The organism is Pseudoalteromonas sp. S3260 (genome assembly GCF_005886925.1).
GTDB classification, from domain to species: Bacteria; Pseudomonadota; Gammaproteobacteria; order Enterobacterales; family Alteromonadaceae; genus Pseudoalteromonas; species Pseudoalteromonas tetraodonis.
Window position 1 is genome coordinate 1 of sequence record NZ_PNCV01000081.1, and the last position, 26,438, is coordinate 26,438.

Sequence of the window (26,438 nt, forward strand, 5' to 3'; positions counted from 1 at the left end):
AGCAAGTTAAGACAATTCAAACCTGCACATACTGCGTAGCTAAGAATTAGAAAACCATAGCAGACCGCTGGCACTCATGCGATTGTGCATTTGAGAAGCCCCGCGATGTAGCCAGTGCGCAAGTTAACTTAAACTGGGCGTTAGGTATTCAGGCTGGGAACCAGCCTAAAAAGGTAGCTTAGGCTTTCTTTTTGAAACTCCTTCAAAACGCGCAGCGTTTAGTGGGAGTTGTTCATATTTTTGTTAACTTTAACTTCGGTTTGCTCTTCTTGAGCAATTGCTGAACCAGAAACAAATAAGCCTGCGGCTGTTGTTGCTAGAGCAAATTTGATGGCCTGTTGAAGCGCATTGCTTTTTAATTTCATTCTAAATATCCCCAGTTAGAATTGATTTGTATAGTCTATTTAATGACTTTATTGTGGACGGTTCACATTCAATGGGGAGCAGATATTGCTAACTCACTCCTAAAAGCTTAATAAACTAAGCGCACCTCCTGTGAGTCCTCGAAATAGACTATAGATAAAAAAACTAAAGAGGGTAATGGGTAGTTAACTACTATTTAACAAGTTGAAACAAATGGTTTATCTAAAAATAACGCAGAGTTAATCATAAGTAGGGCAGGGAAAGGGGGTAAAGCAGGCATTGATACATAGTTTATTAATTAAATAAGCTATTTTAGCTACTTTCTATTATTGAATTAAACTGACTTGCTATTGATATTTTCACCATGATGTTTTTTCCACTGTGCAAGTTTTTCTTTGTACTCATCCCATACACATGGACAGCAACTACCGCCGCCGCAGCACTCATCAGATTTTGGCCTTTCGGGTTTAGTGTTGGGTATGTTTTTTTGCATGTTTTTAATTAAAACTGAGGAAAATGAACATTAAGAATAAATGATTGAATAAAGCGTGTAAATTATTCTTTGTGAACTGAAAGCGCTGTGTGAGAATACAGGCTATGCGATTATATAAAGTTATCCATCGTGCGCCCTGGCGGGTTGCTAAAATAAGTAAAAAGCGACAACAACTACGCTTTCGTCGTGCTATGGTCGCGCTTAAAATTGCGCTTGCCCAAGAAAGGCAAGAAACCAAAGAAATGCTAATAATTTATAGGCGTTATACCCAAGGGCAAACAAATAAAGCAGAACTAAAACGCGCCAACGAGCAGTTTGTTGATATATTAAAAGGACTAGGGCTAGGCGTTTTTGCGTTATTACCGTTTGCACCATTAACTATTCCACTGGTTGTTAAACTAGGTCAGTTAGTAGGGGTTGATGTATTGCCGAGTTCTTTTAGTATGAATAAGCCGATTAAAGAAATTGATCAAGAAATTGCTCAACAAAACCAAGAGCAAGACTCAACGCCCTCAAAGAAGAAGTAAGCTAGCAGAACATAATTAGCTATACCTTTTAATAGTGCTTATTGTTATGCTAAGGCATCATTTTCTATTATGTGAGTCATTTAATGAGTGCTTTACTTCGTCATACCTCTTCAGGAATTCCTCTATCATTTATCGTTAAAAACGAACTAACCGATTGGCTTACGCAGCAACCGAGTTTTGTACAGCGCTGGCTAGCAAACACAGATTTTGAAAAATCAGGACTCGCACTAGTACCAAATCCAGAAACGGGCGAGCTAAGTCAGGTATTTTGTGTAATGCAAAGCGCTGATGATTTTTGGGCTGCTGGCGAGCTTGCCAGTAAATTACCTGCGGGTTGTTATCAAATTCAAGGTGATGAGTCTTTAGTTGCTCAACTTGCTTTAGGCTTTGTGTTAGGTGGTTATGAGTTTAGTGAATACAAACAAAAAGCCACCGCTAAAGCTCAGCTTGGTATTGCTGATAAAACATTATATGAACAAGTAAAACAACAAGCGGATGCCATTAATTTAGCACGCGATTTAGTTAATACCCCAGCTGCCGATATGATGCCGCAGCACTTATCACAAGTCATGAGTGACCTAGCAGATACATTCGACGGTGAATTTTCGCAGTGGATAGGTGATGAGTTATTAGAGCAAAATTACCCAACTGTTCATATGGTAGGGCGCGCGAGTGAAAATAAACCACGATTACTTGACTTGAAATGGGGGGCAGTCGATGCGCCACAAATTACGTTAGTCGGTAAAGGCGTGTGTTTTGATTCCGGTGGACTTGATTTAAAGCCCAGTTCAGGCATGCGCAACATGAAAAAAGACATGGGTGGGGCCGCGCATGTTATTGCCCTGGCTCAGCTAATTATGGCCGCTAACTTACCAATACGCCTTCGTGTTTTAGTGCCTGCGGTTGAAAATGCTGTTTCGCGTAATGCATTTCGCCCTGGCGATGTAGTAAAAACCCGTAAAGGTATTATGGTCGAAATAGACAATACCGATGCAGAAGGGCGATTAGTACTGTGTGATGCTTTAAGCGAAGCACAAAACGATGATCCTGAATTAATCATAGATTTTGCCACATTAACCGGTGCGTGCCGCGTTGCTTTAGGTACAGAGCTACCAGGTTTTTTCTCAACGGATCGCGCTGTAGCAAATGCCATTATGGACTCGGGCATGCAAGTTAACGACCCTGTTTGGCAATTGCCGTTATTCGAGCAATACAAACCATTTTTGAAAAGCGATGTGGCTGATATGGCTAACTGTGCAAGTACGCCATTTGGTGGCGCAATAACCGCTGCGCTTTATTTGAAAGAGTTTGTAGAGCCAAATACACCATGGGTTCACTTTGACGTAATGGCATGGAATTTACGTGCATTACCTGGGCGTCCAGCTGGTGGTGAGGCACTGGGTATTCGTGCAGTATTTACTTACCTACAAAATCGATTTAACTAAATTAAATATACCTTGAGTTATTAGATGTTAAAGTGCATATAACTCAAGGGGTAAGCCATCTGGATCGGCAAAAAAGGTGAATTTTTTGCCGGTTATTTCATCTTCTCTAATATTTTCGACGATGACATTGTGTGACTCTAAATAATGTTTAGCAGTATTAATACACCCAACTTTAAATGCTAAATGTCTAAGTCCTTGAGCTTCGGGGTAGCTTGGTCTACTTGGCGCATCATTAAACGAAAATAATTCTAACTGACTTCCATCAGGTAAAGCTAAATCGAGTTTGTAAGACTGACGCTGTGCACGATAGTGCTCATTAATAATCGTGAGTTTTAATATTTCACTATAAAAATGTTTAGAGCGTGGATAGTTGCTACAAATGATGGCTACATGATGAATGCCTAGTAGTTGCATATATTTTCCTTAAAAAGCAAAAAGCGCACTAAAAGCAGTGCGCTGTTTATCAATACATGTGCATGGTTGTATATTAGCTTTTAGCTAGGCTCTGCGTCTTTACACGCTTTTACAGCCGGTGCAACAAGCTCTAAACCCGTTTTATTACACGGTGGAAGCTTAGCATCACTAAGTGCAATAGGCGTTACTCGCTCGCCCCATTTTATATAGCTTGCCGCCCAAGTAAGGCCAGCTCCAAATGCCGCCGACATAATATTTGCATGCGGTTTAATTAAGCCTTGCTCAACGGCTTCACACAATGCAATTGCAATGGTGGCAGCAGAGGTGTTGCCATATTCACCAATATTGACCATTACTTTTTCGTCATCCACTTTTAAGCGATTTTGAATAGCTTGAATAATGCGTAGATTGGCTTGATGCGGAACTAGTACATCGATATCGTCTAACTTAAGATTGGCTTGTTCAAGCACGTCGTCACAGGCTTCACTCATGCCTTTAACGGCACGTTTAAATATTTCACGGCCTTCAAATAAAAGGTCTGATGGACCAATTGGCTCATATTTATTTAAATCACTGCCAAAATTAGTAATGTGTAAAATATCACGATCTTCGCTGTCACAACCGGTTTTAGTCCCTAATAAGCCTGCAGGTGTTTCTGCTGCTTCAAGCACAACGGCACCGGCACCATCACCAAATAATACTGCGCTGTCGCGTCGTGCCCAGTTTACATACCACGTCATGCGCTCAGCCGCGATAACGACGGCTTTTTTGATCATGCCAGCTTGAATTTGCGCTGTCGCAGCTTGTAAAGCATATAAGAAACCAGAACATGCCGCGTTGGTGTCCATGGCTGCAGCGCCTGTGGCACCAATATTTTTTTGTACTAATGAGGCGGTGTTTGCAACGACTGTTGAGGGGGTGCACGTTGCTAAAATAACTAAATCGATATCTTTTGCATCTACGCCAGCACAAGCAATGGCATGTTTTGCAGCCACACTAGCAAGTTCAGCAGTACTTACATGGCTAACTCTTCGTGCCTTGATACCTGTGCGTGTGGTGATCCACTCATCGGTTGTATCTACAATTTCGCTTATTTCGTCGTTGCTGATGCTTGCTGGTGGAATGCATTTACCCCAACCAGTGATATGTGCGTAAGGCATAGTGTGTTCTCTTAAAAGTGGTATGACGTGTTCGTCTAATGAGGACGTTATATCAAAAATTAGCTGTTAACACTAGTTTATAGCATGGTTTGCTTAGTAATTACTGCTATTTTACGGACTATTTGCTGCATTTTTGCTTAAAGGTAATTGACTTGTTTTTATTGTGTTAATTAAAAGCTTTTAATGATTGTGCCTGTTTTACACAATAGCTCATAGGCTTTCTAAGCTTAATAGAATACAAATACTTTGTTGACCATATATGCTTGAGTGCGGCTGAGTGAGCAGCTAATATGAGGCGCTTATTATGAAATCATTACTTAAAAAGCATTATTTATAATGGATAACAAAGCAATGTATATTCAATCAGGTGAATCTTATTGTGTTAATTAAAACCGATCCTGCTATTAGCCGGTTATTAATGCTGCGCAGTGGCGCCATTGCTGTGCAGCTTATTGCAGTGTTAAGCGTTTATTTTTTATTAGAGCATCAAATTGCGCTCATGCCGTTGCTAGCCGTTATTACGCTTGAGGCGGTTTTTCAGTTAGCAAGTATCTTTGCTTATAGAAATGTTAGCCAAGCAAAGCCTGTTGGCATGCTGATGCAACTGACCGCTGACGTACTTTTTTTAACTATTTTGTTGTCTTTAAGTGGCGGTGCAACTAACGCATTTGTGTCGTTATTATTGTTACCTATTATGATAGCGGCAATTACATTGAGCGCTCGTGGGCTTGCCTATATTGCTGTGCTGGCTATCGCTGCCTACAGCATGCTACTGATTAAAATGCCAGAGCATAGCATGCACCAAATGAACATGAGTGGCCACTTTATTGGCATGTGGGTTAATTTTGTTATCAGTGCCTGCGTGATTGCGTTGGTTATTGGTGCAATGAACCGTGCTTTACAACAACGTGAGCGCACTATTGCTAAAGTTAGAGAGAAACAGTTGCGTAGTGAACAACTGGTTACTCTCGATGGCGCAGCGGCGCAAATTACTCATCAATTAGCAACGCCTATTGCTAATTTACAATTATTGTTTGAAGAGCTTGTAGAAGAGCATCCCAACAATGAAATTATTCAGCAAATGCAATCACCCTTGCTGCAATGCCGCACTCAGCTTAATGATTTTAGAAAGCTCTCTATGCAGCTACGAGATAAAAACACGCAAATACCTATAAAAGCAGAGCAGCTGCAAAATCAAATTCATGATACGTTGCTATTACAATACCCTAATCAACAAATAAACTGGCTTAATGAGGCGCCTAAAGCCACATTAAAAAGTGATGCCATGCTGCTACCTGCTATTTTAAACTTATTACAAAATGCAGCACTTGCTAACGAAAAAAAAGGCCAAATGCAATTAGAGTTGAGTTGGCAACAGCCAGATGCGCAAAGTATTGCGTTAATTATTCGGGATTTTGGCGCTGGTTTTTTATCCTCCGAGTTAGCGGAGTTAGGCGGGCAGCTCATGCCCAGCGAGCAAGGCATGGGAATAGCGGTTATGCTATCAAATGTCACGTTTGAGCGTTTAAATGGTTCGTTAACTGTTTATAATCACCCCGATGGTGGAGCGGTGGCCAAGATACAAATGCCACTATTAATAACCGAGTCGGCGCTATGAAGTTGCTAATTATTGAAGATGACATTAACCTTGCTACCACTTTGGTAAGGCGCTTAACAAAACACAGCTTTAACTGTGAGGTTGCACATAACCAAACAGAGGCCTTACTTAGGGCTCGCCAGCAGCAACCTGATTGTATTTTATTAGATATGAAGTTAGCAGATGAAAATGGGCTGGCGCTTATTGCACCGCTGCGACACTTGTTACCCAAGGCGCATATTGTATTGCTTACCGGCTTTGCAAGTATAGCTACAGCCGTAGAGGCGATGCGCTTGGGCGCTAATGACTATTTAACTAAGCCTGTCGATATGGCAAGCTTATTAAAAGCGCTAAAAGTAGAGCCGGTATCGACAGTAACCGAAATTCCTGAAGAGATTATGTCACCCGAGCGTTTAGAGTGGGAGCATATTCAACATGTATTACACAGTAACAACGGTAATGTATCAATGACTGCAAGGCAGCTTAATATGCATAGACGCACTTTGCAGCGCAAGCTACAAAAAAAACCTGTGCAGCAATAAGCCCTCACTTGAGCAAGCAATTAATGACCCATACCGCCGCGCTAATAAAAAGCCAAAAAATTATACTGTTCGATGCCCAGTGCAAGCTTTGTAGTGCGTGGTGTAATTTTATTATTGCTCAAGACCCTCAGGCCATGTTTAAACTGTGCAGTGTACAATCGCCAAAAGGGCAGCAAATATTAATGCACTTTGGCTATTCGACAACTGATTTTGCCTCTATGGTTTACATTGAAAACGCTCAAGCATTTATACAAAGCCATGCATTTTTTGAGGTGATTAAACAGCTAGGCTATCCGTGGAAACTTAGTGGTATATTTAGTGTGTTGCCAAATCGTTTTAACAATTGGCTTTATGATAAAATTGCATCAAATCGATATACCTTATTTGGTAAATATCACTATTGCAGGATCCCTTCAAAGCAAGACCAAGCCCACTATTTATAAGTGCTTTAATAGATGCCTGAATGTATTGGCTGTGCTAAAATCGCGGCGTTTAAATTTAAGCATTAAAAAGGCACTTTCATGGCAAATACGGCGCACGCACTGCATATTTTAGTAAAACATAAAGAGATTGCAGAAGACATCATCAAGCAATTAGACAAAGGCGCAAAGTTTCAAACTTTAGCTAAAAAGTATTCGTCATGCCCATCGGGTAAAAAAGGCGGTGATTTAGGTGAGTTTAGACGAGGTCAAATGGTTCCACAGTTTGATAAGGTGGCCTTTAGTGGTGCAATTTTAGAACCGCATTTAGTAAAAACGAAATTTGGTTGGCATGTTATTAAGGTACTTTATCGCACATAAACTAACGCAATTTTAAGTTGCCGCTATACTTATTATTTGTTCAGTTTGTTACATGCTAAAGCAACTTGGAATAACTATGAGCTTATTATTTTATGCTGCAGTTTGATTTTAATGGCAGTGTCATTGTTTGCCAGTCGCACTGAGCAAACGATCACCCTTAAGCTTGGCAAACCAAGCATCCAAGGCATACCAAAAAACTACTATATTTTAACGTTATTAGAAAAGAGCTTTGCAGAGGTTAATATAAAGCTCAATATTGCCTACAGCATTGAGCCAATGAATACTAAGAGGATTTTGCAAGAGCTCAAACGTAACGGTGATGTTGATTTAGCTTGGTTAACTATGCCAAGCGCCCTCGCAGAGCAAAGATATTTAATCCACACAAGTTATCCTATTTATAATGGGCTGCATTCAAAGCGCTTGCTCATGGTTAAACAAAGCCGGTTGGACGAATTTTCAGATATAAAAACCCTTGAACAACTAAAGCCGTTCATAGCCTTACAAAAGCAAAGTTGGTCTGATTATTATGTATTAAAGAACAATGGCTTAACAGTTAATGGTGATTTGAGTTATGAAAGCATGTTAAAAGCGTTAGATGAAGGACTTGGCGATTATTTTCCGCGTTCAGTAACTGCTATAAAAGCCGAAATACGTAAACATCCTCAGTATAACTTTGTTATTGAGCCTCATATTATGCTGCAATACGATAATTTTTATTACTTTTACGCAAACGAAAATAACAAAGCAATCATTGAGTTATTAGAGCAAGGCTTAACAAAGTTAGCAGATAGCGGCGAGTTAAATGCGCTTTATGAGCACTATTATCGTGATGTTGAGGACGGGCTTAATTTAAATAACAGACGGGTGTTTAACTTAAAAAATTAATAAGGTTAGGCCGCAAAATGTAGCCTAACCCGAAAAATTATTGCTCCTGCTTGGCTTCTTCTTCACTTATTTGCTTAAGCGCTTGAATAAATGACTCACTCGGCTGCCCACCGGTAAGCGCGTACTTATCATTTATAATGAAAGTAGGTACTGAGGTTATTCCCATTTGTTTAAAGTTATTTTGCTCTTGGCGTACCGCTTGTACGTATTTATCTGAGTGTAAAATTTCTCTGGCTGTGTCTTTGTTAAGGCCTACTTTTTCTACCACATCCAGTAATGCATCTTCTTGATTTAAATATTTTAAATCGGTGAAGTGTGCCTCAAAAAACGCCAGTTTTAACTCAGTTTGCTTACCTTCTTCACGAGCCCACATTAGCAAGCGATGTAAATCAAAGCTGTTGATCATGATGCGTTTACCGTCAAAATTAAAGGTAAAGCCAGCTCGTTCACCCGCATCCGCCATGTTTTGACGATTTCGCGCGCTTTCTTCTTCGGTTAAGCTGTATTTTTGCTGCAAGTGCTCGTTTAAGTCTTGCCCTTCAAGTGGCATATCTGGATTAAGCTCAAAAGGGTGCCATGTAATATCCGAACTCATTTCGTCTTTTAATTCTGCCAATGCGGTTTCTAAGTTTTTATACCCAATAATACACCACGGGCACATTACATCTGAGACGATATCAATTTTTAAGTTTTTCATAGGGATCCTTGAAGGATTGCTTTTTAATAACAATGGATATTGGGATGAAGTTTAGTTTATCAATCATTGAACATAAAAAGAGCAGCGAAAGTGCTGCTCGTTTATTGAATGTTTTCAGGTTAGCTGTTCAAGCCAAATGGGTCGTAAATGCTGTGGCTTGGCTGGGTAAACCAACGCGGGCCGTCATCTGTCATATAGAAGTGATCTTCTAATCTCACACCAAATTCATCTGGAATAACCAGCATAGGTTCGTTACTAAAACACATGCCTGTGGCAAGCGGGGTTTTATCGCCGCCCACTAAGTATGGCCATTCATGAATGTCTAAGCCAATACCATGGCCTGTGCGGTGTGGGCAACCTGGTGTTTGGTATTCAGGGCCTAAGCCTTGAGCTGCTAAGTAGCTGCGAGCTGCTTCGTCAACCGATTCACAGGTTTCGCCAAGGGCGGCTTGATTGAAAGCTGCTAACTGGGCCGCTTTTTCAAAATCCCAAAATAGGCGTTGGCGGCTGGTTGCTTCACCAAATACATAAGTGCGGGTAATATCAGAAAGGTAATCGTGTACTTTGCATCCGGTATCAATAAGGACCATGTCGCCTTTTTTCAAAATTTGTGGATCTTTTACACCATGTGGGAATGAGGTAGCAAGGCCAAACAATACAATACAGAAGTAATTTCCCGGGGCACCTACTTTTTGATGCGCTTTTTTTATAAATTCTTCGACTTCTACGGTGCTAATACCTTCATAAAGCATACTAGCGGTGGCTTTATGAACCGCTAAAGTCATATCCATGGCGCATTGCATTAATGCTAATTCATTGGCTGATTTATGCATTCTACAATGTGCGGTTACAGGTTGTGCGTTAACTAGTTTTAATCCTGAACTGGCTTTATTGATGCCATCAAAAATAAAAAACTGTGCGCTTTCATCAATGCCCACGGTAGCGGTGTCGCTAATATTAAGCTGTTTCAGCACTTTAACGAATAGCTCAAAAGGGTTCTCGTGTTCTTGCCAGCCGTGTATTGGGCCATCAATGACTTTAAAACCATTTAAAGAGCCAATTTCAAAATGGGGGGCAATGTATTGCACCTCACCCATGGCGGGTAAAATAGCGCCGACTAGTCGTTCACTAGCGTACCATTTCATACCGGTAAAATACGTTAAGTTGGTACCTGCATTTAAATATATCGCATCAATATTATTAGCTTGCATATAAGCTTGCGCTTTGGCCATACGAACTAAATACTCATCGGCCTGAATTGGCGTTATTGAGTGGGTCATATTGCTTAAACTATCAAGTGCTTGTTCGGGTGTGTGTGTACCAATACCAACTGTGGTCATATATTTCTCCTACAAAATTTTGCATAGTGTGTAGGCTAAACGCGTTCAATTCAAATTAATTGCGATTAGTGAACAAGGGATTAAACAAATGGGGGGAGTTATCAAGTCCCTCATTCCCAAGGACTTGATAACCTTGGGCTATTTTTTCGCGTAGGGTAAACGATTGAGCTTATTCGCCGTGTGGTAGCTATCTAACCCTGTAACTGCAACTGTGTCGATGGCTTGTAAGTCTAAAAAGCCATCACTTTGGAGTGCTGATTCATCGACATAAACATCCATTATTTCACCAATAACCAGCTCAGTGCCATTAACAGCTAAATGCTGGTTCTCAACAAATTTTACTGCGTATTTTAGTCGGCTTTGTGCAACAAAAGGCGCTTTAAAGTCGTTTAAGTACTCTGTTTTTAAACCCGTTGCATCAAACTCAGACTCATCTTTAGCGTAACGTGCCGATGTTTGGTGTGCCTGCTGGTAAATATCACTATTTACTTGATTAATGGTATAGATACCTGTTTCTATAATATTTTCGAATGTATGCCTTGGTACGCTGTGTGGACGCATTATCATGCCCACTAGTGGTGGGTGTGCGCCTAAATGAATAACTGAACTGACAATGGCTAGATTAGTATTACCTTGTAAGTCTTGTGTGCCAATTAAGTTTGCACTTTTAAACCCTGAAAGTGAGTTGATAAAGTGTGTACGGGTATGTTTTTCAAGTGCGGCTATGCGGTCTTTCGAAAAATGCATGTGTTTGTTCCTTACCATTTTATGGTGTTTCCTTGCCAATCTAGGTAGGCAGGTTCGCCGTTGAGTTCTAGCTGTGGGTTTTCGTAAGTAAATTTAAATAATTGCTGCGCGACAAAATCAGGGGTAAACAGTTTATCTGCGGGCACATTTTTTTGAAATGGCTTAGAAAGCTGTGTATCTGTAGTACCTGGGTGAAATAAAACAAGTTTGGTATTTTTAGCGCGACGAGCAAGTTCAATGGCGGCTGTTTTAAATAACATGTTCAGCGCAGACTTAGATGCGCGATAGGTATACCAGCCACCCAATTTATTGTCGTTAATACTGCCTACACGAGCGCTCAAAGCAGTAATTGTGCAGTGAGTTTTATGATTAAGCAGCGGCACTATACTTTGCAAACACAGCAGGGGGACAAGTGTATTAGAGTGCAAAAGCTGCATAAAATAATCACTGTTAATTTCTTCGAGCTTTTTTTCCGGCATGTGCTGGTCGTTATGTAATTGACCATTAAATATTATTACCTGAGCAAGCTCAATTTGTTGTGACTTTAACGACTGGGTTAGCTCATTTAGGCTTTGCGCCGAGTAGTCGCTGTGGAAATATGTTACCTTGTCATCATTATGCTCAATATTCGATGAGCTGACACAAATTATATTAAATTGTGTTGCTTGCTGATTTAAATGATTTACGTAGGATTGTGCAATGGCGCTACTGGCGCCAAATAAAATCACTGTTTTCATTTTTCACCTTTAGATTTGATATTGCATTGACCATTACTACACTGCGCATTGGGCATTAAAAAACGACTTATATGATGACGATATTTTGCAAAAAAAGTGTAAGCATGATCGGCAAAAAAGCGAATTACTGGCAAACGAATTATTTTAAGCCAGCGGTATTTTCCAACGATGCGCCAAGCTTGATAAGTGACGTCTAAGCCGTAAATCATCTGCCCCTTATCAGTTTGGGCGTGCAATAAATCCATGGCATTTTGTTTATCGATTGCGGGAAAACGCTCACTAAAATCATCAGCGTTTAAATCTTCTAGTGTAATTTTATGATCAACATCGGCACGTTTTAAATGTTGCATTTCTGCATTGCAAAGGGGGCAATTGCCATCGTAAAAAATGATCATTTTGTCGCTTTGTGTTTATTTTACATATGCTTTTTTACGACAAGGCGATGCAAATGGATCTATTAAATATTCCCGCTTAATGATATTAATAGGTCTCCAAGAAACGAAGGAGAGCTAGAAATGAGTGAACAATATGCCGCCTTGCGAGGTAATGTTAATCTACTTGGTCAATTATTAGGACAAACTATTAAAGATGCCCAAGGCCAAGAGATTTTAGATAAAGTAGAAGAAATTCGGGCTTTATCAAAATCATCTCGCAGTGGCAATGAAGCCGATCGCCAAGCGTTAATTGATGTACTCCATGCGCTCAGTGATGAGGAGCTTTTACCGGTTGCCCGTTCATTTAATCATTTTTTAAACTTAGCTAATGTTGCAGAGCAGTTTCATACCGTATCACGTTTTAATGATGTTGGTTTTTGCCAACTAAATCCTCTCACTCAAACATTAAAAACGTTAGCAGCAAAGGCCGAACAAGGTCAGCTTAATCATAATCATTTAGCCGACACACTCTCAAAACTCCACATAAACTTAGTACTAACCGCTCACCCAACCGAAGTGACTCGCCGTACTATTATTAATAAACATGTTGAACTTAGCGATTGTTTAGCATCACTTGAGCGTACCGATAACCTTGCGCAAGAGCGCGAAGCGATATTAAATCGAATTGCGCAGCTAATTAGCCAAGCCTGGCATACCGACGATATTCGTCGTTCTCGCCCAAGCCCTGTTGATGAAGCTAAATGGGGCTATGCGGTAATTGAAAATAGCTTATGGGATGCAGTGCCCCGTTTTTTACGTGAGTTTAGCCAGCATGTTAAACAGCATTTGAGCCTTGAGCTACCTGCCAACTACAGCCCGATAGAATTTACGTCGTGGATGGGGGGGGATCGAGATGGTAACCCGTTTGTAACCGCCGAGGTGACAAAGCAAGTACTCGATCATGGCCGTTGGATGGCGCTGGATTTATACCAGCGTGATTTAGAAACTTTGTGTGCTGAACTTTCTATGTCGGATGCCAGCGATGAGCTTATTAAGCTGGCAGGGCAAGAGTTTGAACCTTATCGAGCCGTGCTTAAAGAGCTTAAAAATCAAGTGGCTGAAACAGTGATGTATTTAAGCGCTAAAATTAAAAATAAGCGCACTGAATCTCAAGATTTAATCACCGATATTAATCAAATTAAGCACCCCATTGAAGTGTGTTATCGCTCTTTATTAAAGTGCAACATGCAAGTAGTGGCCAATGGCTTACTACTGGATATGATCCACCGAGTAAATAGCTTTGGACTGCGTTTGGCAAAACTGGATGTGCGACAAGATTCGTCAAGACACAGCGATGTGTTTTCTGAGTTAACCCGTCATTTAGGTATTGGCGATTACAATCAGTGGGAAGAGCAAGACAAACAAGCTTTTTTACTGACAGAGCTCAATTCACGTCGTCCGCTAATTCCTAGGCATTGGCAACCAAGTCCAGAAGTGCAAGAGGTGCTTGACACCTTTGATGTTATTGCGCAGCAAGATGCAAAAACCTTTGGTTTATACATTATCTCTATGGCACGAACTGCCTCTGACATATTAGCAGTGCAGCTATTACTTAAAGAGTCTGGCTGTGGTTTTGAACTGCCTGTGGCGCCTTTATTCGAAACCTTGGATGATTTAAACGATGGCCACAACGTCATCACTACGCTTTTAAATAACGAGTGGTACCGTGGACACATTAAAAACACCCAAAATGTAATGATTGGCTATTCAGACTCAGCCAAAGATGCAGGCATGATGGCTGCTGGTTGGGCACAATATGAGGCAATGGATAAGCTCGTACAACTAGCGGATGAACGCGGTATTGAGCTGGTTTTATTTCATGGTCGTGGAGGCACGGTTGGTCGAGGCGGTGCGCCTGCTGCACAAGCATTGCATTCTCAGCCGCCGGGGTCGTTAAAAGGCGGGCTTAGGGTAACCGAGCAAGGTGAAATGATCCGCTTTAAGTTTGGATTACCTAATGTGGCATTACAAAGCTTAAATATTTATGCAGGTGCGGTACTACAAAGTAATTTATTGCCACCACCAGAGCCTAAATCACAGTGGCGTGAAGTGATGGCATTAATTAGCGATGTGTCGTGTGAGCATTACCGTAATGTGGTGCGCCACGATGAAAACTTTGTGCCCTACTTTAGAATGGCGACACCTGAATTGGAGCTGTCAAAATTACCTTTAGGCTCAAGGCCTGCAAAACGAAATCCAAATGGAGGGGTTGAGAGCTTACGTGCTATTCCATGGATTTTTGCGTGGAGTCAAAACCGGTTAATGTTACCTGCATGGTTAGGTGCACTAAGTGGACTTAAAGCCGCGCTTGAAAAATATGGGATTGAAACCTTAAGTGAAATGAGTTTGCAATGGCCGTTCTTTAGAGCACGTTTAGAAATGCTAGAAATGGTATTTAGTAAAGCGGATAGCTGGTTGAGTGAGCATTACGATAATGCGCTGGTGGAAGAGATGTATAAGCCTTTAGGTGTTGCCTTGCGAGAGGAACTTGGTGAGGCGATAACCTTAGTGCAATCATTGAGCCCACAAAAAAGCTTATTGGCTGATCAGCCTTGGATCAAAGAGTCTATCGGGCTTAGAAATCCATACACTGATCCCCTTAATGTATTACAAGTTGAGTTATTACGTCGTTCTCGTGGCGATGATAAAGGCAATGAAAATGATATAGACAATGCCTTGATGATCACTATGACCGGGATTGCAGCGGGTATGCGTAATACAGGTTAATCCAAAACTAGATTAGTTTTAGAGGGAACACACGACGTGTTCCCTTTTTTTACGTTGAATAGGCTGGTATTTCGTTTGCCAACCTTTTACACTACTTGGCCATTGAACAAATAAAAACTATTATGGCTTCAGCAACTTTTAAAGTGCAACATAATACAGCACTTAGCAATTCACACATCTCATTAAACGTAGCGCAAACCCAAGCACTACGTAGTCAATTAAAAACTCAACGCGGTATTTTACATTCAAGCGATATTAAAGCACTTTGTACTGAACTTAATGTCAGCGAAGATATTTTATTACAAGGCTTAGTGCCTATGGCTTCAGAGTTTTCCGTTGCACCTATTTCCAAATTTCATGTCGGCGCAATTGTAAAAGGGCTTGATTCACAAGGAAACACCACTTTTTACTTTGGCGCTAACGCTGAGTTTGACCATCAAGCACTTAGTTTAGTGGTGCACGGTGAGCAATCTGCAATTAATAATGCCTGGTTAAATGGCGGTAAAAAAATTCTTAAAATAGCGATTAGTGATGTCCCATGTGGGTACTGTCGTCAATTTATGAATGAACTCGCTGATGCGAAAGAGCTTGATATTTTACTGCCAGCACAAAACTTTAAATTGGCAGAGTTATTACCTCATTCATTTGGACCAACCGATTTAGGCAATGAGCACAGCTTATTTAACCCAGCAGAGCAAACTAATTGCTTTGAAAACAAACAACTTGATGAAAAGCTGATGAGCTATGCTTTAGCGGCTTATGTGCCATACAGCCAAAATTACAGTGCAGTAAAAATAAGTACGTTTGAAAACGGTGATTTTTATGGCAGCTATGCAGAAAATGCAGCGTACAGCCCGAGTTTATCGCCATTACAAAGTGCTGTGAGTCAGTTGTTTTTAGCAGGACTGAGCTTTGATAAGCAAACAGTTAAATCAGTTACGTTATTAGAAACGGCTGGTCATGAAAACCAATCAGGGGTGGCAAAAGCCGTGTTAGCAAGCTTTACTGGCTTGCCAACACTTGAGGTTATTAGCGTAACATTAGCCAAGTAACACTTTAGCGGCTTCAAGTACCACGGCAACCGATTTTTTCTCAATCTCGCCGTGGTCTACGTTAGGAATTTCTTGACGTGTTCTATTTACTAATACACCTGCAACACAGGCTGCTTGTAGGCCAAGAGCGGCACACATAGTAAATAAAGTAGCCGATTCCATTTCGTAGTTCATCACGCCTAGTTTTTGCCATTCTTCACAGCTACCCTGTAATGACTTAGGAACATAACCAGAATGCGTATCGTAACGCTCTTGTCCTGGGTAGAAGGTATCGCTTGAAGCGGTGATACCGATATGAAAATCGATGTTTAGGTTTTCACAGGCTTTTACCATCGCTTGAGTGGCAAAAAAATCAGAAACAGCAGGGTAGCACAGCGGTGCAAAATGCTGACTCGCGCCATCCAAACGAACTGAGGCTTGGCTAATTAAAATATCGCCTTCGTTAATGTGCGGCTGAATAGCGCCTGTTGTGCCAATGCGAAGAAAGCTACGTACGCCAAGTTGAGCCAGTTCTTCAACCGCAATTGACGTTGAAGGGCCGCCGATACCGGTTGAACATACAACCACTGAGTGGCCGTTTAATTGGCCTAAATAAATGTGAAACTCACGCGTTTGAGCAAGGCAGGTTGGATTATCTAAGAACTGTGAAATGCGTGCTGCACGATCTGGATCCCCTGGAACAATAGCCAGTTTTGCACCTTTTAAATCATCAATACACAGTCCTAAGTGAAATACCTTTTCCATAACTAAGCCTTTTTAATAAGAGTTGTTGTCAATTTAACATGATTACGAGAAACCTAAATGAAGTACAGGACGGATGTCCGTATTGATTTATTCATCAACTCTGAATATTCAATCAATGGCTAAAATTACTAACAAAATGAGCCAGTTGACTTGTTTGCTCAGACACTATATTCATACCTCAGAGCAAACCAGTAGCTAGCCAAAAGAGTTGTTAGCTAAATTTTAAATTGTTTATATTCATAAGGTTAGTTAGTAGTTTTTGTATTGTTTTGCCGCTGACCTAACCTCGCAAAACACAACGTTCAGTGATTTTTATAACCACAGACAATTAATTTTTAATTTATTCAGCGTTCGTCGTTTTGCATAACTACTCAATAATAGACAAGATATTCAGATTGAAAAAGGGTTTACAATGAGCACACAATTTCAAGCATTTAAAAATAAAGTTGAACACTGTTTATGTGCACCTGGCGACGGTGTATTCACGGTTAATACGGCAAAAGAACGCAAAGCAGCACTCAGAAATAAATTATATGGTCAAACTGAAAATGTCGATGCTTTATGGCGTGACTCGCTAAATGAATTACCTAACTCACCCCACAAAGCGGTTATGCTGGGGATTAGCTCTGATTGTGGTGGTGGTATTTTACGCGGTGCAAACTGGGGGCCTTTATTTTTACGTTCAGCTTTAATTGACCAGCAAACACAGTGTCGTTCATTTGACTTAGGTGATGTGCGCGTAATACCGCATTTATTACACGATAAATACTTAAACGAGGCAACAATTACCAATTGCCAAAAAGCGCTTTATGGCAATGACAATAACGATCATTTCGTAAGTCCACTGTCTATTACCGAAGATGTATGTGACAGCTTTTATGCAACATTCCAAGATAAAGGCATTTTTGGCATTGGTGGCGATCATTCTATTAGTTACCCGCTGACAAAAGCGTACTTAAAAGCAAAGCGTAGCCAAGGTAAGCGTACGGCTATTATTCATTTCGACGCCCACACCGATTTATTGGTTGAGCGTTTAGGCATCGATTTATGTTTTGGCTCTTGGTGTACCCATATTTTAGAATTTTTACCCGCGCCACATCATTTAATTCAATTTGGTATTCGCTCAAGTGGTAAGCCTAAATCACATTGGGAAAGTACCTTTGGCGTTAAACAGCACTGGGCTGCTGAAATTATTGAGCGTGGCGCAGCCGCTGTTGCTGCCGATACAATCGCGCAACTAAAGGCTGACAAGGTTGATGAAGTGTATGTAAGCTTTGATATTGACGCACTAGATGCTCAATTTGCTTCAGCAACAGGTACACCTGAAGAAAATGGGTTAACACCACAGCATGCGCTTGATATTTTGTCAGCTATTGCCGATGAGTTTCCAATAACCGGTGCAGATATGATGGAAATCGCGCCGTTTACCGACAGCTCATTAGTGGGGCAATCAAGCTCAGAGACGACGCTTAGAGAAGGCGCTAAAATTTCAGCATTCTTAATTGCAGCAATGAATCGTTAATCCCACAGGCCCAAAATTGGCTATTTGTAAATAATCCGCTATATTAAATTTGCTTTTACCAAAAAAGTAACATCTTAAATTTTATATAGTGGGTTATTGTGACTAAGTGGTATTGTGTATTATTGCTCATTGTAAGCCATCATTGTGTGGCTAAACTTACTGTTGTAACAGAGAACTTCGCGCCTGCGCAGTATCTGGACGCGAATAACAATTTAGTAGGTGATGCTGCCGATAAAGTCCGATTAGTGCTTGATAGCGTAGGTATTGATTACTCAATTTCTGTAAACGATTGGAGTATGGCTTACAATATTGCACTGAGAGATCCCCAAACCTGTATATTTTCTATTTCTCGTTCGCCTGAGCGGGAACATAATTTTATTTGGTTTGCTAAGCTTGCCCAATTTGACACTAATTTTTACTCCCTTAAAAGCAAAGGTATTTCCTTAACTAATTTAGAGCAGGCAAAGCAATACCGTATTGCGGTTTTAAAAGATAACTACAGTCATCATTACTTACTTTCAAAGGGCTTTAAAGAAAACGAAAATTTAATGCTGTTTAGTAGTTTTGATAATATTTTTAAGATAATCCAAACCCGAAGTTCGAGTATTGATTTAGTTGTTATACCAGCGCAGCGAATAAACCATGAACAATCTCATTTATTAAATAAATTACAACTCGAATTACTCATGCCCATCAATGCCCATCAAGCCCCTTTATATTTCGCCTGTAATAAAAATCTACCCGATAACGTAAAGCAACAACTTAGCGCGGCTTTTTCTTCATATGAGTCTAAACTATAAATATTAAGCTTTTGATTTTTATTAGTTATTAATATTATTTAAATATCAATTGCCCTGTCTATAAAAGCGTCTATAATCCAGCTGCTTTTGCTTGTAAAAGCGATTATTTTGGAGTTATAAATGGGTGATTTAATCGGGATTGCGTTATTAATCTTGATGAGTGCGTTATTTGCGATGTCAGAAATTTCGATTGCCGCTTCACGCAAAATTAAGTTAAGAGTAATGGCGGACGAGGGCAATGTGCATGCTTTGGCTGTTTTAAAGTTGCAAGAGCAGCCTGGGGCTTTTTTCGCCATGATCCAAATTACGCTCAATGCGATTGCCATATTAGGCGGGATTGTTGGCGAGCAAGCATTGTCTCCTTACATGCAAGAAATACTACAGCTGTTTTATCAAGGTCCATTACTTGGGCAAATTAGCTTTGTATTATCGTTTTTAATTATTACCTCGTTATTTATTTTATTTGCCGATTTACTCCCAAAGCGTTTAGCGATGATTTTACCTGAGGCCGTTGCGGTGAGGGTGGTGACAATTATGCGCTGGGTTACTTTTGCGCTCACGCCACTGGTATTATTTTTTAATGGCTTAACCAATATTGTTTTACGGGTGTTTAAAGTGCCCAGCGAACGTGAAGATATTGTGACCACTGAAGATATTGTTGCGATGATGGATGCTGGTGCTGAATATGGCAGTTTACAGCAACAAGAGTATGATTTAATAGGAAATGTATTTGATTTAGAAGCGCGTTTCTTATCAAGCGTTATGTCACCGCGTGAGCAAATTGTTTATTTTGATATTGATGAATCTAGCGACGATATAGCAAATAAAATTATAGATCACCCGCACAATCACTTTTTAGTGTGCAAAGGCAATCTTGATAAGTTAATTGGCTCTGTTGAGTCTAAAGATATTTTACGCCAAGTACTCAAAGGTGAGGCGGCAAATATTAACGATGACATGCTTGATAAAGATATTTTTTTCTTGCCCGAAACATTGAGTTTATCTGAAGCGTTAAATGCGTTTAAAACCGCTGTACATCCTTTTGCGGTGGTAGTTAATGAGTATGCTTTGGTGGTTGGGATTGTTACGGTTAAAGATTTAATGAAAGGTTTTATGGGCGATTTAATTACTCATCAAAGTGAAGAGTTAATTATTGAGCGCGACGCGAGTTCTTGGTTAGTAGATGGCTTAACCCCGATTGTTGAGCTGGCGAAGGTACTTGAAATTGATGAATTTCCTGATCAAAATCATTATGAAACCGTGGCCGGATATTTAATCTATACCATGAAACATATTCCTAAACGCGCAGAGTTTGTTTTATTTGCAGGTTTTAAATTTGAAGTTGTGGACGTGGAAGGAATTCGTATTGAGCAATTACTAGTCTCTAGAGTTAATACTGACAACGAATAATGACAGCCAACATAGCTTAAGAGCAGCCAATGAAAGTTCATTGACTGCTTTTTTTATGGGTGTTGCTTAAATAACTCAGCTGTTATTTGTGTTACTTATCTATTCAATTGTAAAAATGTGTAAATGTTGCTCAGTAGCTATTTTTAATTGCTTTACTTTAGTTTAGAATGATCGTTCATTCTAAACTAAAAGGTATTTTACATGCAGCGTTCCCGCATCGCTTTTTTTGTATTTTCGGCCCTCGTTGGTTCTGTTGCTTTAAGTGGTTGTGATCAGGTTGCTGAACAGCCTAAGGCTTCTGCTCCTGCAGCGACACCTGTTGGTGTGGTCACCTTAACAAGCCAAGCTATTACACTTAAAAAAGAATTACCAGGGCGTGTTAGTGCGTTTCAAATTGCTGAAATTCGTCCTCAAGTAAGTGGTATTGTTCAATCTCGCTTATTTGAAGAAGGCACACAGGTTGAGCAAGGCCAAGCGCTTTATCAAATTAATCCTGACATTTTTGAAGCAGAACTCGCAGCCAGCAAAGCGGCCGTTGCGCGCGCAGAGGCTAGTATTGCAAGCAGTAAATCTAAAGCGTCGCGTTATAAAGAATTACTAGAAATTAAAGCGGTAAGCCAGCAAGACTTTGATGAAGCCGATGCAGCATATAAGCAAGCACAAGCCGAGCTATTAACAGCAAAAGCACAGCTTAAATCTGCACAAATAAACTTAGATTACAGCCATGTATCTTCTCCGATTAGTGGTCAAATTAGTAAATCGAACGTTACTGTTGGTGCGCTTGTAAGTGCTAATCAAACAACGGCACTGGCAACAGTAACCCAGCTTGACCCTATCTATGTTGACTTAACGCAATCAAGCAACGAGCTAACTCAACTTAAAAAAGCCATTTCTTCTGGTTCACTAAGTGTTGACTCAAAAGCACAAGCCGACGTTGAGCTGCAAATGGAAGATGGCTCTATTTACCCAATTAAAGGCACGTTACAATTTTCAGAAGTAACTGTAGACCCAAGCACTGGGTCGGTAACTTTACGCGCTAAATTCCCAAATCCAGATAAGTTATTACTACCGGGTATGTATGCACGTGCCTCAGTGGTTGAGGGTGTAAAACAAGACGCTATTTTAGTGCCGCAGCGTGGAGTAAGCCGAAACACCAAAGGTGAGCCAACAGCGATGGTTGTAAGTAAAGAAAACACCGTAGAAAGCCGCGTGTTAAAAGTAGATAGAACGATTGGCTCTAACTGGTTAGTTACCGCTGGATTAGCTGATGGCGATAAAGTAATTGTTGAAGGCTTACAAAAAATTCGCCCAGGTGCGCCAGTTAGCCCTTCAGAAGTTTCACCGTCTGCAACAGCCGACAAAGCGCAATAACGGAGAGTTTTAATGTCACGATTTTTTATCGACAGACCCATCTTTGCGTGGGTGCTTGCTATCGTGGTTATGCTTGCAGGTGTGTTGGCTATTCAAAGTTTACCAATAGCACAATACCCGTCAATTGCACCGCCAGCAATTAGCATTACCGCTACTTACCCAGGGGCATCAGCTCGTACCCTAGAGGATACGGTTACCCAGGTTATAGAGCAAAAAATGAAAGGACTTGATGGCTTGTTGTATATGTCATCTACGTCTGAGTCGAGTGGTTCGGCTACGCTTACGCTTTCATTTAGCGCCGATACAGACCCAGACATTGCACAGGTACAAGTGCAAAACAAGTTAGCCACAGCTACACCGCTTTTACCAGAAGAAGTGCAAAGGCAAGGTGTATCGGTGGCTAAGTCTGCACGTAACTTTTTAATGGTATTAGGTTTTGTATCAAAAGATGGCAGCATGACCAATATCGACATTGGTGATTATGTTTCATCTAATGTGCAAGATATTATCTCGCGTGTTGAAGGGGTGGGTGAAGTTCAGCTATTTGGCTCTCAATATGCTATGCGTATTTGGTTAGACCCAGCTAAGTTGCAAAACTACAAATTAACCCCTGCTGATATTAGCACCTCAATTAGTGCGCAAAATGCGCAGGTATCTGCTGGTCAATTAGGGGGCATGCCAGCGGTTGAAGGCCAGCAGCTCAATGCAACGGTAACAGCACAAAGCCGTTTGCAAACCGCAGCAGAGTTTGAACAAATTATAGTAAAAGCAAACGCTGATGGCTCGTTTGTTCGCCTTAAAGATGTAGCGCGTGTGGAGCTAGGTGGCGAGAGCTACCGTGTTGTAGCTCGTTACGATGGAAAACCTGCATCAGGCCTAGGTATTAAGCTTGCCAGTGGCGCCAATGCCCTTGATACAGCTGAAGGTGTAAAAGCTGCGATTGCAGAGCTTAAATCGTTTTTCCCTGAGGGATTAGACGTTGTTGTACCCTACGATACCACCCCTTTTGTATCACTATCGATTGAAAAAGTGGTTAATACCTTAATAGAAGCAGTGGTACTCGTTTTTGTTGTTATGTATCTGTTTTTACAAAACTTCCGCGCTACGCTTATTCCAACGATTGCTGTGCCGGTGGTGTTACTCGGTACTTTTGGTATTTTGTACACGTTTGGCTATTCAATAAATACATTAACCATGTTTGCCATGGTACTTGCCATAGGCCTACTGGTTGATGATGCCATTGTTGTAGTAGAAAACGTTGAGCGTGTAATGAGCGAAGAAAAACTCTCTGCGCTTGAGGCAACACGTAAATCAATGGATGAAATTAAAGGCGCGCTAGTGGGTATTGCTATGGTGCTGTCGGCGGTATTTATTCCGATGGCGTTCTTTAGTGGCTCTACCGGTGTTATTTATCGTCAGTTCTCTATTACATTGGTATCAGCAATGGGACTATCGGTATTGGTGGCGCTTATTTTAACACCTGCGTTGTGTGCTACGCTTTTAAAACCAAGCCATGTTCACGATAACAGCTCGTTATTCGGTCGTTTTTTCAGTGGTTTTAACCGCGGATTTGATAAAACTAATACAGGCGCACAAAGTCTTGTCAGTCGTATGATCCGTTTATCTAAGCGCTATCTTTTATGTTATGGCCTTATTGTAGCGGGTATGGTGTATATTTTTTCAAGCTTACCAACGGCATTTTTACCAGATGAAGACCAAGGTATTTTGTTTAATCAGGTGTCATTACCAGCAGGCTCAACGACTGAAGAAACGCTTGAAGTAGTTAAAAAAGTAGAAAAACACTTTTTGAACGATCAATCGGATGCTGTAAATGGTATTTTCACGGTGACTGGATTTAGTTTTGCAGGTTCTGGCCAAAACTCAGCAATTGCCTTTGTTAACTTTAAGCACTGGGATGAGCGTCAAGGCGAAGGTTTATCTGTGCAAGCAGTTGCAGGTAAAGCAATGGGCTATTTTTCTACCATTAAAGAAGCGTTTGTATTTGCATTTCCGCCGCCAGCGATTGTGGAACTAGGTACAGCCAATGGCTTTAATATGTTTTTACAAGACCGTGTTGGACTTGGCCACGAGGCTCTACTGGCCGCGCGTAACCAGTTATTAGGCTTAGCAAGCCAAAGCCCAATTCTCGCGGGCGTACGACCTAATGGCCAAGAAGATATGCCAGAGCTCCAGCTTGATGTAGACCTTGCAAAAGCTCAGGCACTGGGCGTTTCGCAAGCTAATATTAACAGCACGCTTGCAACAGCCTGGGGTAGTAGTTATGTAAATGACTTTATTGATCGCGGCCGTGTAAAAAAAGTATACCTACAAGGCGATGCTGAATCGCGAATGGTGCCAGAGGATTTAAACAAGTGGTATGTACGTAATGATAGCGGTGATATGGTGCCATTTTCAGCATTTGCCAGTTCGCATTGGACCTATGGTTCGCCACGTCTTGAGCGTTATAATGGTTTTTCTGCTATGGAAATTCAAGGAACAGCTGCGCCAGGTTACAGTACAGGGCAAGCAATGGATGAAATGGAACGTTTAGTCAAGCAACTCCCTAACGGTATTGCCTCTGAGTGGACTGGTATTTCGTTTCAAGAGCGCTCAAGTAGCGGTCAAGCGCCGTTGTTATATGGATTATCACTGTTATTTGTATTCTTATGTTTAGCGGCGCTTTATGAAAGTTGGTCAGTACCATTTGCAGTAATGATAATTGTGCCACTGGGTATTTTTGGTGCGATTGTAGCCGCCTTTATGGGTAACTTATCAAACGATATTTACTTACAAGTGGGTTTATTAACCACCATAGGTTTAGCCTCTAAAAATGCCATTTTAATCGTTGAGTTTGCGATTCATAAAATGGAAGAAGGCTTAAGCTTAGTTGACTCGGCGATTGCCGCTGTACGCCTTCGCTTACGTCCTATTTTAATGACCTCAATGGCCTTTGTGTGTGGTGTGCTTCCATTAGCTATTGCCTCAAGTGCTGGTTCAGGTGCACAAAATGCATTAGGTATTTCAATTATTGGTGGAACACTTGCCGCCTCGTCATTGGTTGTTATTTTTGTACCGTTGTTTTTTGTTTTAGTACGTAGACTGTTTTCAGGAAAAGCTAAAACCACCTCGCAGGAGGAAGTATAATGAGTTTAAGAGCAATCAGTTTTAGTGCTTTTACTTTAGCAATTTTATCTGGATGTCAGTTAGCTCCTCAACAAGAAGCGCTAAATTTACCTGTCCCTGATGCGTATGCATCAGAGACAGGGGATGAGCAGGTGTCCTCGTTAAAATGGCAGCAGTTTTTTAATGATGAAAAACTTAAAACACTGATATCACAAAGTCTTGAACATAATAAAGACCTACAAATAGCTGCTTTAAATGTTCAGCGCGTGCGTGGTTTGTATCAGATTGAAGATTCAGCGTTATATCCATCACTGGATTTTAATGCATCAGGAAGTCGTCAGCGTTTACCCGGCGATTTATCAGCAAGTGGTCAACCACAAATAAGCTCTCAATACAGTGCAACGGTAGGCATGACGGCTTACGAGTTAGATTTATGGGGTAAAGTACGCAATCAGTCAGAGCAAGCATTACAAACGCTTTATTCCACTCAGCTGAGCCAATACACCATGCAAGTGTCGTTAATTGCAGAGCTTGCTAATGCTTGGTTAAATTACGCGACCGATCAACAGTTGTTAGCGTTGGCACAAGAGACGTTATCATCACAGCAAGCATCCTTATCATTAACCCAAAAAAGTGTTGATTTAGGGGCAGCTTCTAAAATTACGCTGGAACAACTTAAAAGTACGGTAGCCACAGCGAAAGTTGATATTGCTAAATACCAACGTTTAGTGAAACGCGATAAAAACGCGCTTGATCTATTAGTAGGTAAAACGGTAGGTGAGGATTTACTGCCAAGTAAGTCATTAAATTATTTATTAGACTTGCCTAGTGTGCCTGTGGGTTTACCTTCTGATTTACTAACGCAGCGACCAGATATAAAAGCAGCAGAGCATCAGCTGTTAGCCGCTAACGCTAACATTGGTATTGCCCGTGCAGCGTTTTACCCGAGCATTAGTTTAACTGCCAATGCAGGAACTGCATCACGTGATTTAAGTAATTTATTTGATGCAGGCTCAGGCACATGGAGCTTCATGCCATCGGTAAATTTACCTATTTTTAATATGGGTCGAAATCAAGCAAATTTAGATGTCGCTAACGCAGAGCAACAAGTTGCTGTAGCAACGTACCAGCAAAAAATACAGCAAGCATTTCGTGAAGTTGCTGATGTACTTGCGGATAGAGAAGGCTATAACGCACAGTTAATGGCTCTTGAGGAGTTATTACAAAGCCGAAAGACAACCTTTGAATTATCGCAGGCGCGCTACGACAAAGGGGTTGATAGCTTTTTGCAAGTGCTTGACGCTCAGCGAACTTGGTATAGCGCAAGGCAGCAATTGATCACGGGCCAACAAGCTGTGCTTGCAAGCCAAATCAATTTATACAAAGCGGTTGGCGGCGGCTGGCAGACCACTACTTCAACCGTTAAGTAAATTAGTACGCATAAAGCCTGTTAACAATAAAAGGTTTTATGCGTGATTAAAGTAATGCCATTTAGCGTTTATTTTTTG

25 protein-coding genes are annotated in these 26,438 nt (G+C 40.9%); 15 read left to right on the forward strand and 10 right to left on the reverse strand.

Features of this window, described 5'->3' with window-relative positions; translation table 11 throughout:
- Positions 1-218: 218 nt before the first annotated feature.
- Both CWC14_RS19190 and CWC14_RS13565 read right to left on the reverse strand, forming a co-directional pair.
- On the reverse strand, positions 219-365 hold the full coding sequence (locus CWC14_RS19190) for a hypothetical protein (RefSeq protein WP_171036854.1): 147 nt from the start codon (positions 363-365) through the stop codon (positions 219-221).
- Positions 366-697: 332 nt separating this feature from the next.
- Positions 698-856 (reverse strand): oxidoreductase-like domain-containing protein, encoded by a 159-nt coding sequence (locus CWC14_RS13565; RefSeq protein WP_076921669.1) that lies wholly within the window; start codon positions 854-856, stop codon positions 698-700.
- Positions 857-960: 104 nt separating this feature from the next.
- On the opposite strand from CWC14_RS13565, the gene CWC14_RS13570 reads away from it, so the two are divergent.
- Together CWC14_RS13570 and CWC14_RS13575 are read left to right on the forward strand one after the other, a co-directional pair.
- Positions 961-1,383, forward strand: a complete 423-nt coding sequence (locus CWC14_RS13570; protein WP_013463120.1) for a hypothetical protein — start codon at positions 961-963, stop codon at positions 1,381-1,383.
- Between the two features lie 83 nt (positions 1,384-1,466).
- The gene (locus tag CWC14_RS13575; RefSeq protein WP_138563361.1) at positions 1,467-2,828 is read left to right on the forward strand and encodes a leucyl aminopeptidase family protein; all 1,362 of its coding nucleotides are present in this window, start codon (positions 1,467-1,469) and stop codon (positions 2,826-2,828) included.
- Between the two features lie 27 nt (positions 2,829-2,855).
- Here CWC14_RS13575 and gloA2 read toward each other — a convergent pair whose 3' ends face one another.
- Together gloA2 and CWC14_RS13585 are read right to left on the reverse strand one after the other, a co-directional pair.
- Positions 2,856-3,242, reverse strand: coding sequence for an SMU1112c/YaeR family gloxylase I-like metalloprotein (gene gloA2, locus CWC14_RS13580; protein ID WP_008464296.1), 387 nt, complete (start codon positions 3,240-3,242; stop codon positions 2,856-2,858).
- A gap of 80 nt (positions 3,243-3,322) precedes the next feature.
- Positions 3,323-4,402: a ketoacyl-ACP synthase III gene (locus CWC14_RS13585; protein WP_036983864.1), complete on the reverse strand. Its 1,080-nt coding sequence runs from the start codon at positions 4,400-4,402 to the stop codon at positions 3,323-3,325.
- Positions 4,403-4,781: 379 nt separating this feature from the next.
- Here CWC14_RS13585 and CWC14_RS13590 point away from each other — a divergent pair, with 379 nt between their 5' ends.
- From CWC14_RS13590 to CWC14_RS13610, 5 genes are all read left to right on the forward strand, one after another.
- Positions 4,782-6,020: a sensor histidine kinase gene (locus CWC14_RS13590; protein WP_096039052.1), complete on the forward strand. Its 1,239-nt coding sequence runs from the start codon at positions 4,782-4,784 to the stop codon at positions 6,018-6,020.
- A complete protein-coding gene (locus tag CWC14_RS13595; RefSeq protein ID WP_069439001.1) occupies positions 6,017-6,541 on the forward strand; it encodes a response regulator transcription factor in 525 nt (174 codons plus the stop codon). Before CWC14_RS13590 ends, CWC14_RS13595 begins: the two co-directional genes overlap by 4 nt.
- A gap of 23 nt (positions 6,542-6,564) precedes the next feature.
- A complete protein-coding gene (locus CWC14_RS13600) occupies positions 6,565-6,984 on the forward strand; it encodes a thiol-disulfide oxidoreductase DCC family protein (protein ID WP_069439000.1) in 420 nt (139 codons plus the stop codon).
- 78 nt (positions 6,985-7,062) lie between these two features.
- A complete protein-coding gene (ppiC, locus tag CWC14_RS13605) occupies positions 7,063-7,341 on the forward strand; it encodes a peptidylprolyl isomerase PpiC (RefSeq protein ID WP_138563363.1) in 279 nt (92 codons plus the stop codon).
- Between the two features lie 111 nt (positions 7,342-7,452).
- The gene (locus CWC14_RS13610) at positions 7,453-8,226 is read left to right on the forward strand and encodes a substrate-binding periplasmic protein (RefSeq protein ID WP_138563365.1); all 774 of its coding nucleotides are present in this window, start codon (positions 7,453-7,455) and stop codon (positions 8,224-8,226) included.
- A 37-nt stretch (positions 8,227-8,263) separates the two neighbouring features.
- Here CWC14_RS13610 and CWC14_RS13615 read toward each other — a convergent pair whose 3' ends face one another.
- The 5 genes from CWC14_RS13615 to CWC14_RS13635 form a co-directional block, all read right to left on the reverse strand.
- A complete protein-coding gene (locus tag CWC14_RS13615) occupies positions 8,264-8,923 on the reverse strand; it encodes a DsbA family oxidoreductase (RefSeq protein WP_138563367.1) in 660 nt (219 codons plus the stop codon).
- A gap of 119 nt (positions 8,924-9,042) precedes the next feature.
- Positions 9,043-10,263: a M24 family metallopeptidase gene (locus CWC14_RS13620; RefSeq protein WP_138563369.1), complete on the reverse strand. Its 1,221-nt coding sequence runs from the start codon at positions 10,261-10,263 to the stop codon at positions 9,043-9,045.
- Positions 10,264-10,401: 138 nt separating this feature from the next.
- Entirely contained in the window at positions 10,402-11,010 is a 609-nt protein-coding gene (locus CWC14_RS13625) for a flavin reductase family protein (protein WP_138563371.1), read from the reverse strand.
- Positions 11,011-11,021: 11 nt separating this feature from the next.
- Entirely contained in the window at positions 11,022-11,747 is a 726-nt protein-coding gene (locus tag CWC14_RS13630; protein WP_138563373.1) for an SDR family NAD(P)-dependent oxidoreductase, read from the reverse strand.
- Positions 11,744-12,142, reverse strand: coding sequence for a thiol-disulfide oxidoreductase DCC family protein (locus CWC14_RS13635; RefSeq protein ID WP_138563375.1), 399 nt, complete (start codon positions 12,140-12,142; stop codon positions 11,744-11,746). Before CWC14_RS13635 ends, CWC14_RS13630 begins: the two co-directional genes overlap by 4 nt.
- 120 nt (positions 12,143-12,262) lie before the next feature.
- On the opposite strand from CWC14_RS13635, the gene ppc reads away from it, so the two are divergent.
- Together ppc and cdd are read left to right on the forward strand one after the other, a co-directional pair.
- On the forward strand, positions 12,263-14,908 hold the full coding sequence (gene ppc, locus CWC14_RS13640; RefSeq protein WP_138563377.1) for a phosphoenolpyruvate carboxylase: 2,646 nt from the start codon (positions 12,263-12,265) through the stop codon (positions 14,906-14,908).
- Between the two features lie 122 nt (positions 14,909-15,030).
- Positions 15,031-15,960 carry a cytidine deaminase gene (gene cdd, locus CWC14_RS13645; protein ID WP_138563379.1) on the forward strand — a complete coding sequence of 310 codons (930 nt, stop codon included), beginning with the start codon at positions 15,031-15,033 and terminating at the stop codon, positions 15,958-15,960.
- On the opposite strand, the gene udp is transcribed toward cdd, so the two are convergent.
- Complete coding sequence (gene udp, locus CWC14_RS13650) at positions 15,949-16,704, reverse strand: uridine phosphorylase (RefSeq protein WP_008112319.1); 756 nt, start codon at positions 16,702-16,704, stop codon at positions 15,949-15,951. The two genes, cdd and udp, sit on opposite strands and share 12 nt — an antisense overlap.
- Positions 16,705-17,116: 412 nt before the next feature.
- On the opposite strand from udp, the gene CWC14_RS13655 reads away from it, so the two are divergent.
- The 6 genes from CWC14_RS13655 (at position 17,117) to CWC14_RS13680 (ending at position 26,360) form a co-directional block, all read left to right on the forward strand.
- A complete protein-coding gene (locus CWC14_RS13655; RefSeq protein ID WP_008464328.1) occupies positions 17,117-18,226 on the forward strand; it encodes an arginase family protein in 1,110 nt (369 codons plus the stop codon).
- 98 nt (positions 18,227-18,324) lie between these two features.
- On the forward strand, positions 18,325-19,026 hold the full coding sequence (locus tag CWC14_RS13660; protein ID WP_028834134.1) for a substrate-binding periplasmic protein: 702 nt from the start codon (positions 18,325-18,327) through the stop codon (positions 19,024-19,026).
- A gap of 120 nt (positions 19,027-19,146) precedes the next feature.
- A complete protein-coding gene (gene paeA, locus CWC14_RS13665; protein WP_036983877.1) occupies positions 19,147-20,436 on the forward strand; it encodes a polyamine export protein PaeA in 1,290 nt (429 codons plus the stop codon).
- Positions 20,437-20,637: 201 nt separating this feature from the next.
- On the forward strand, positions 20,638-21,807 hold the full coding sequence (locus tag CWC14_RS13670) for an efflux RND transporter periplasmic adaptor subunit (RefSeq protein WP_138563381.1): 1,170 nt from the start codon (positions 20,638-20,640) through the stop codon (positions 21,805-21,807).
- A 12-nt stretch (positions 21,808-21,819) separates the two neighbouring features.
- Positions 21,820-24,951, forward strand: a complete 3,132-nt coding sequence (locus CWC14_RS13675; protein WP_138563383.1) for an efflux RND transporter permease subunit — start codon at positions 21,820-21,822, stop codon at positions 24,949-24,951.
- Positions 24,951-26,360 (forward strand): efflux transporter outer membrane subunit, encoded by a 1,410-nt coding sequence (locus CWC14_RS13680; RefSeq protein WP_036983880.1) that lies wholly within the window; start codon positions 24,951-24,953, stop codon positions 26,358-26,360. The genes CWC14_RS13675 and CWC14_RS13680 overlap by 1 nt, the downstream gene beginning before the upstream one ends.
- Positions 26,361-26,438: the final 78 nt, after the last annotated feature.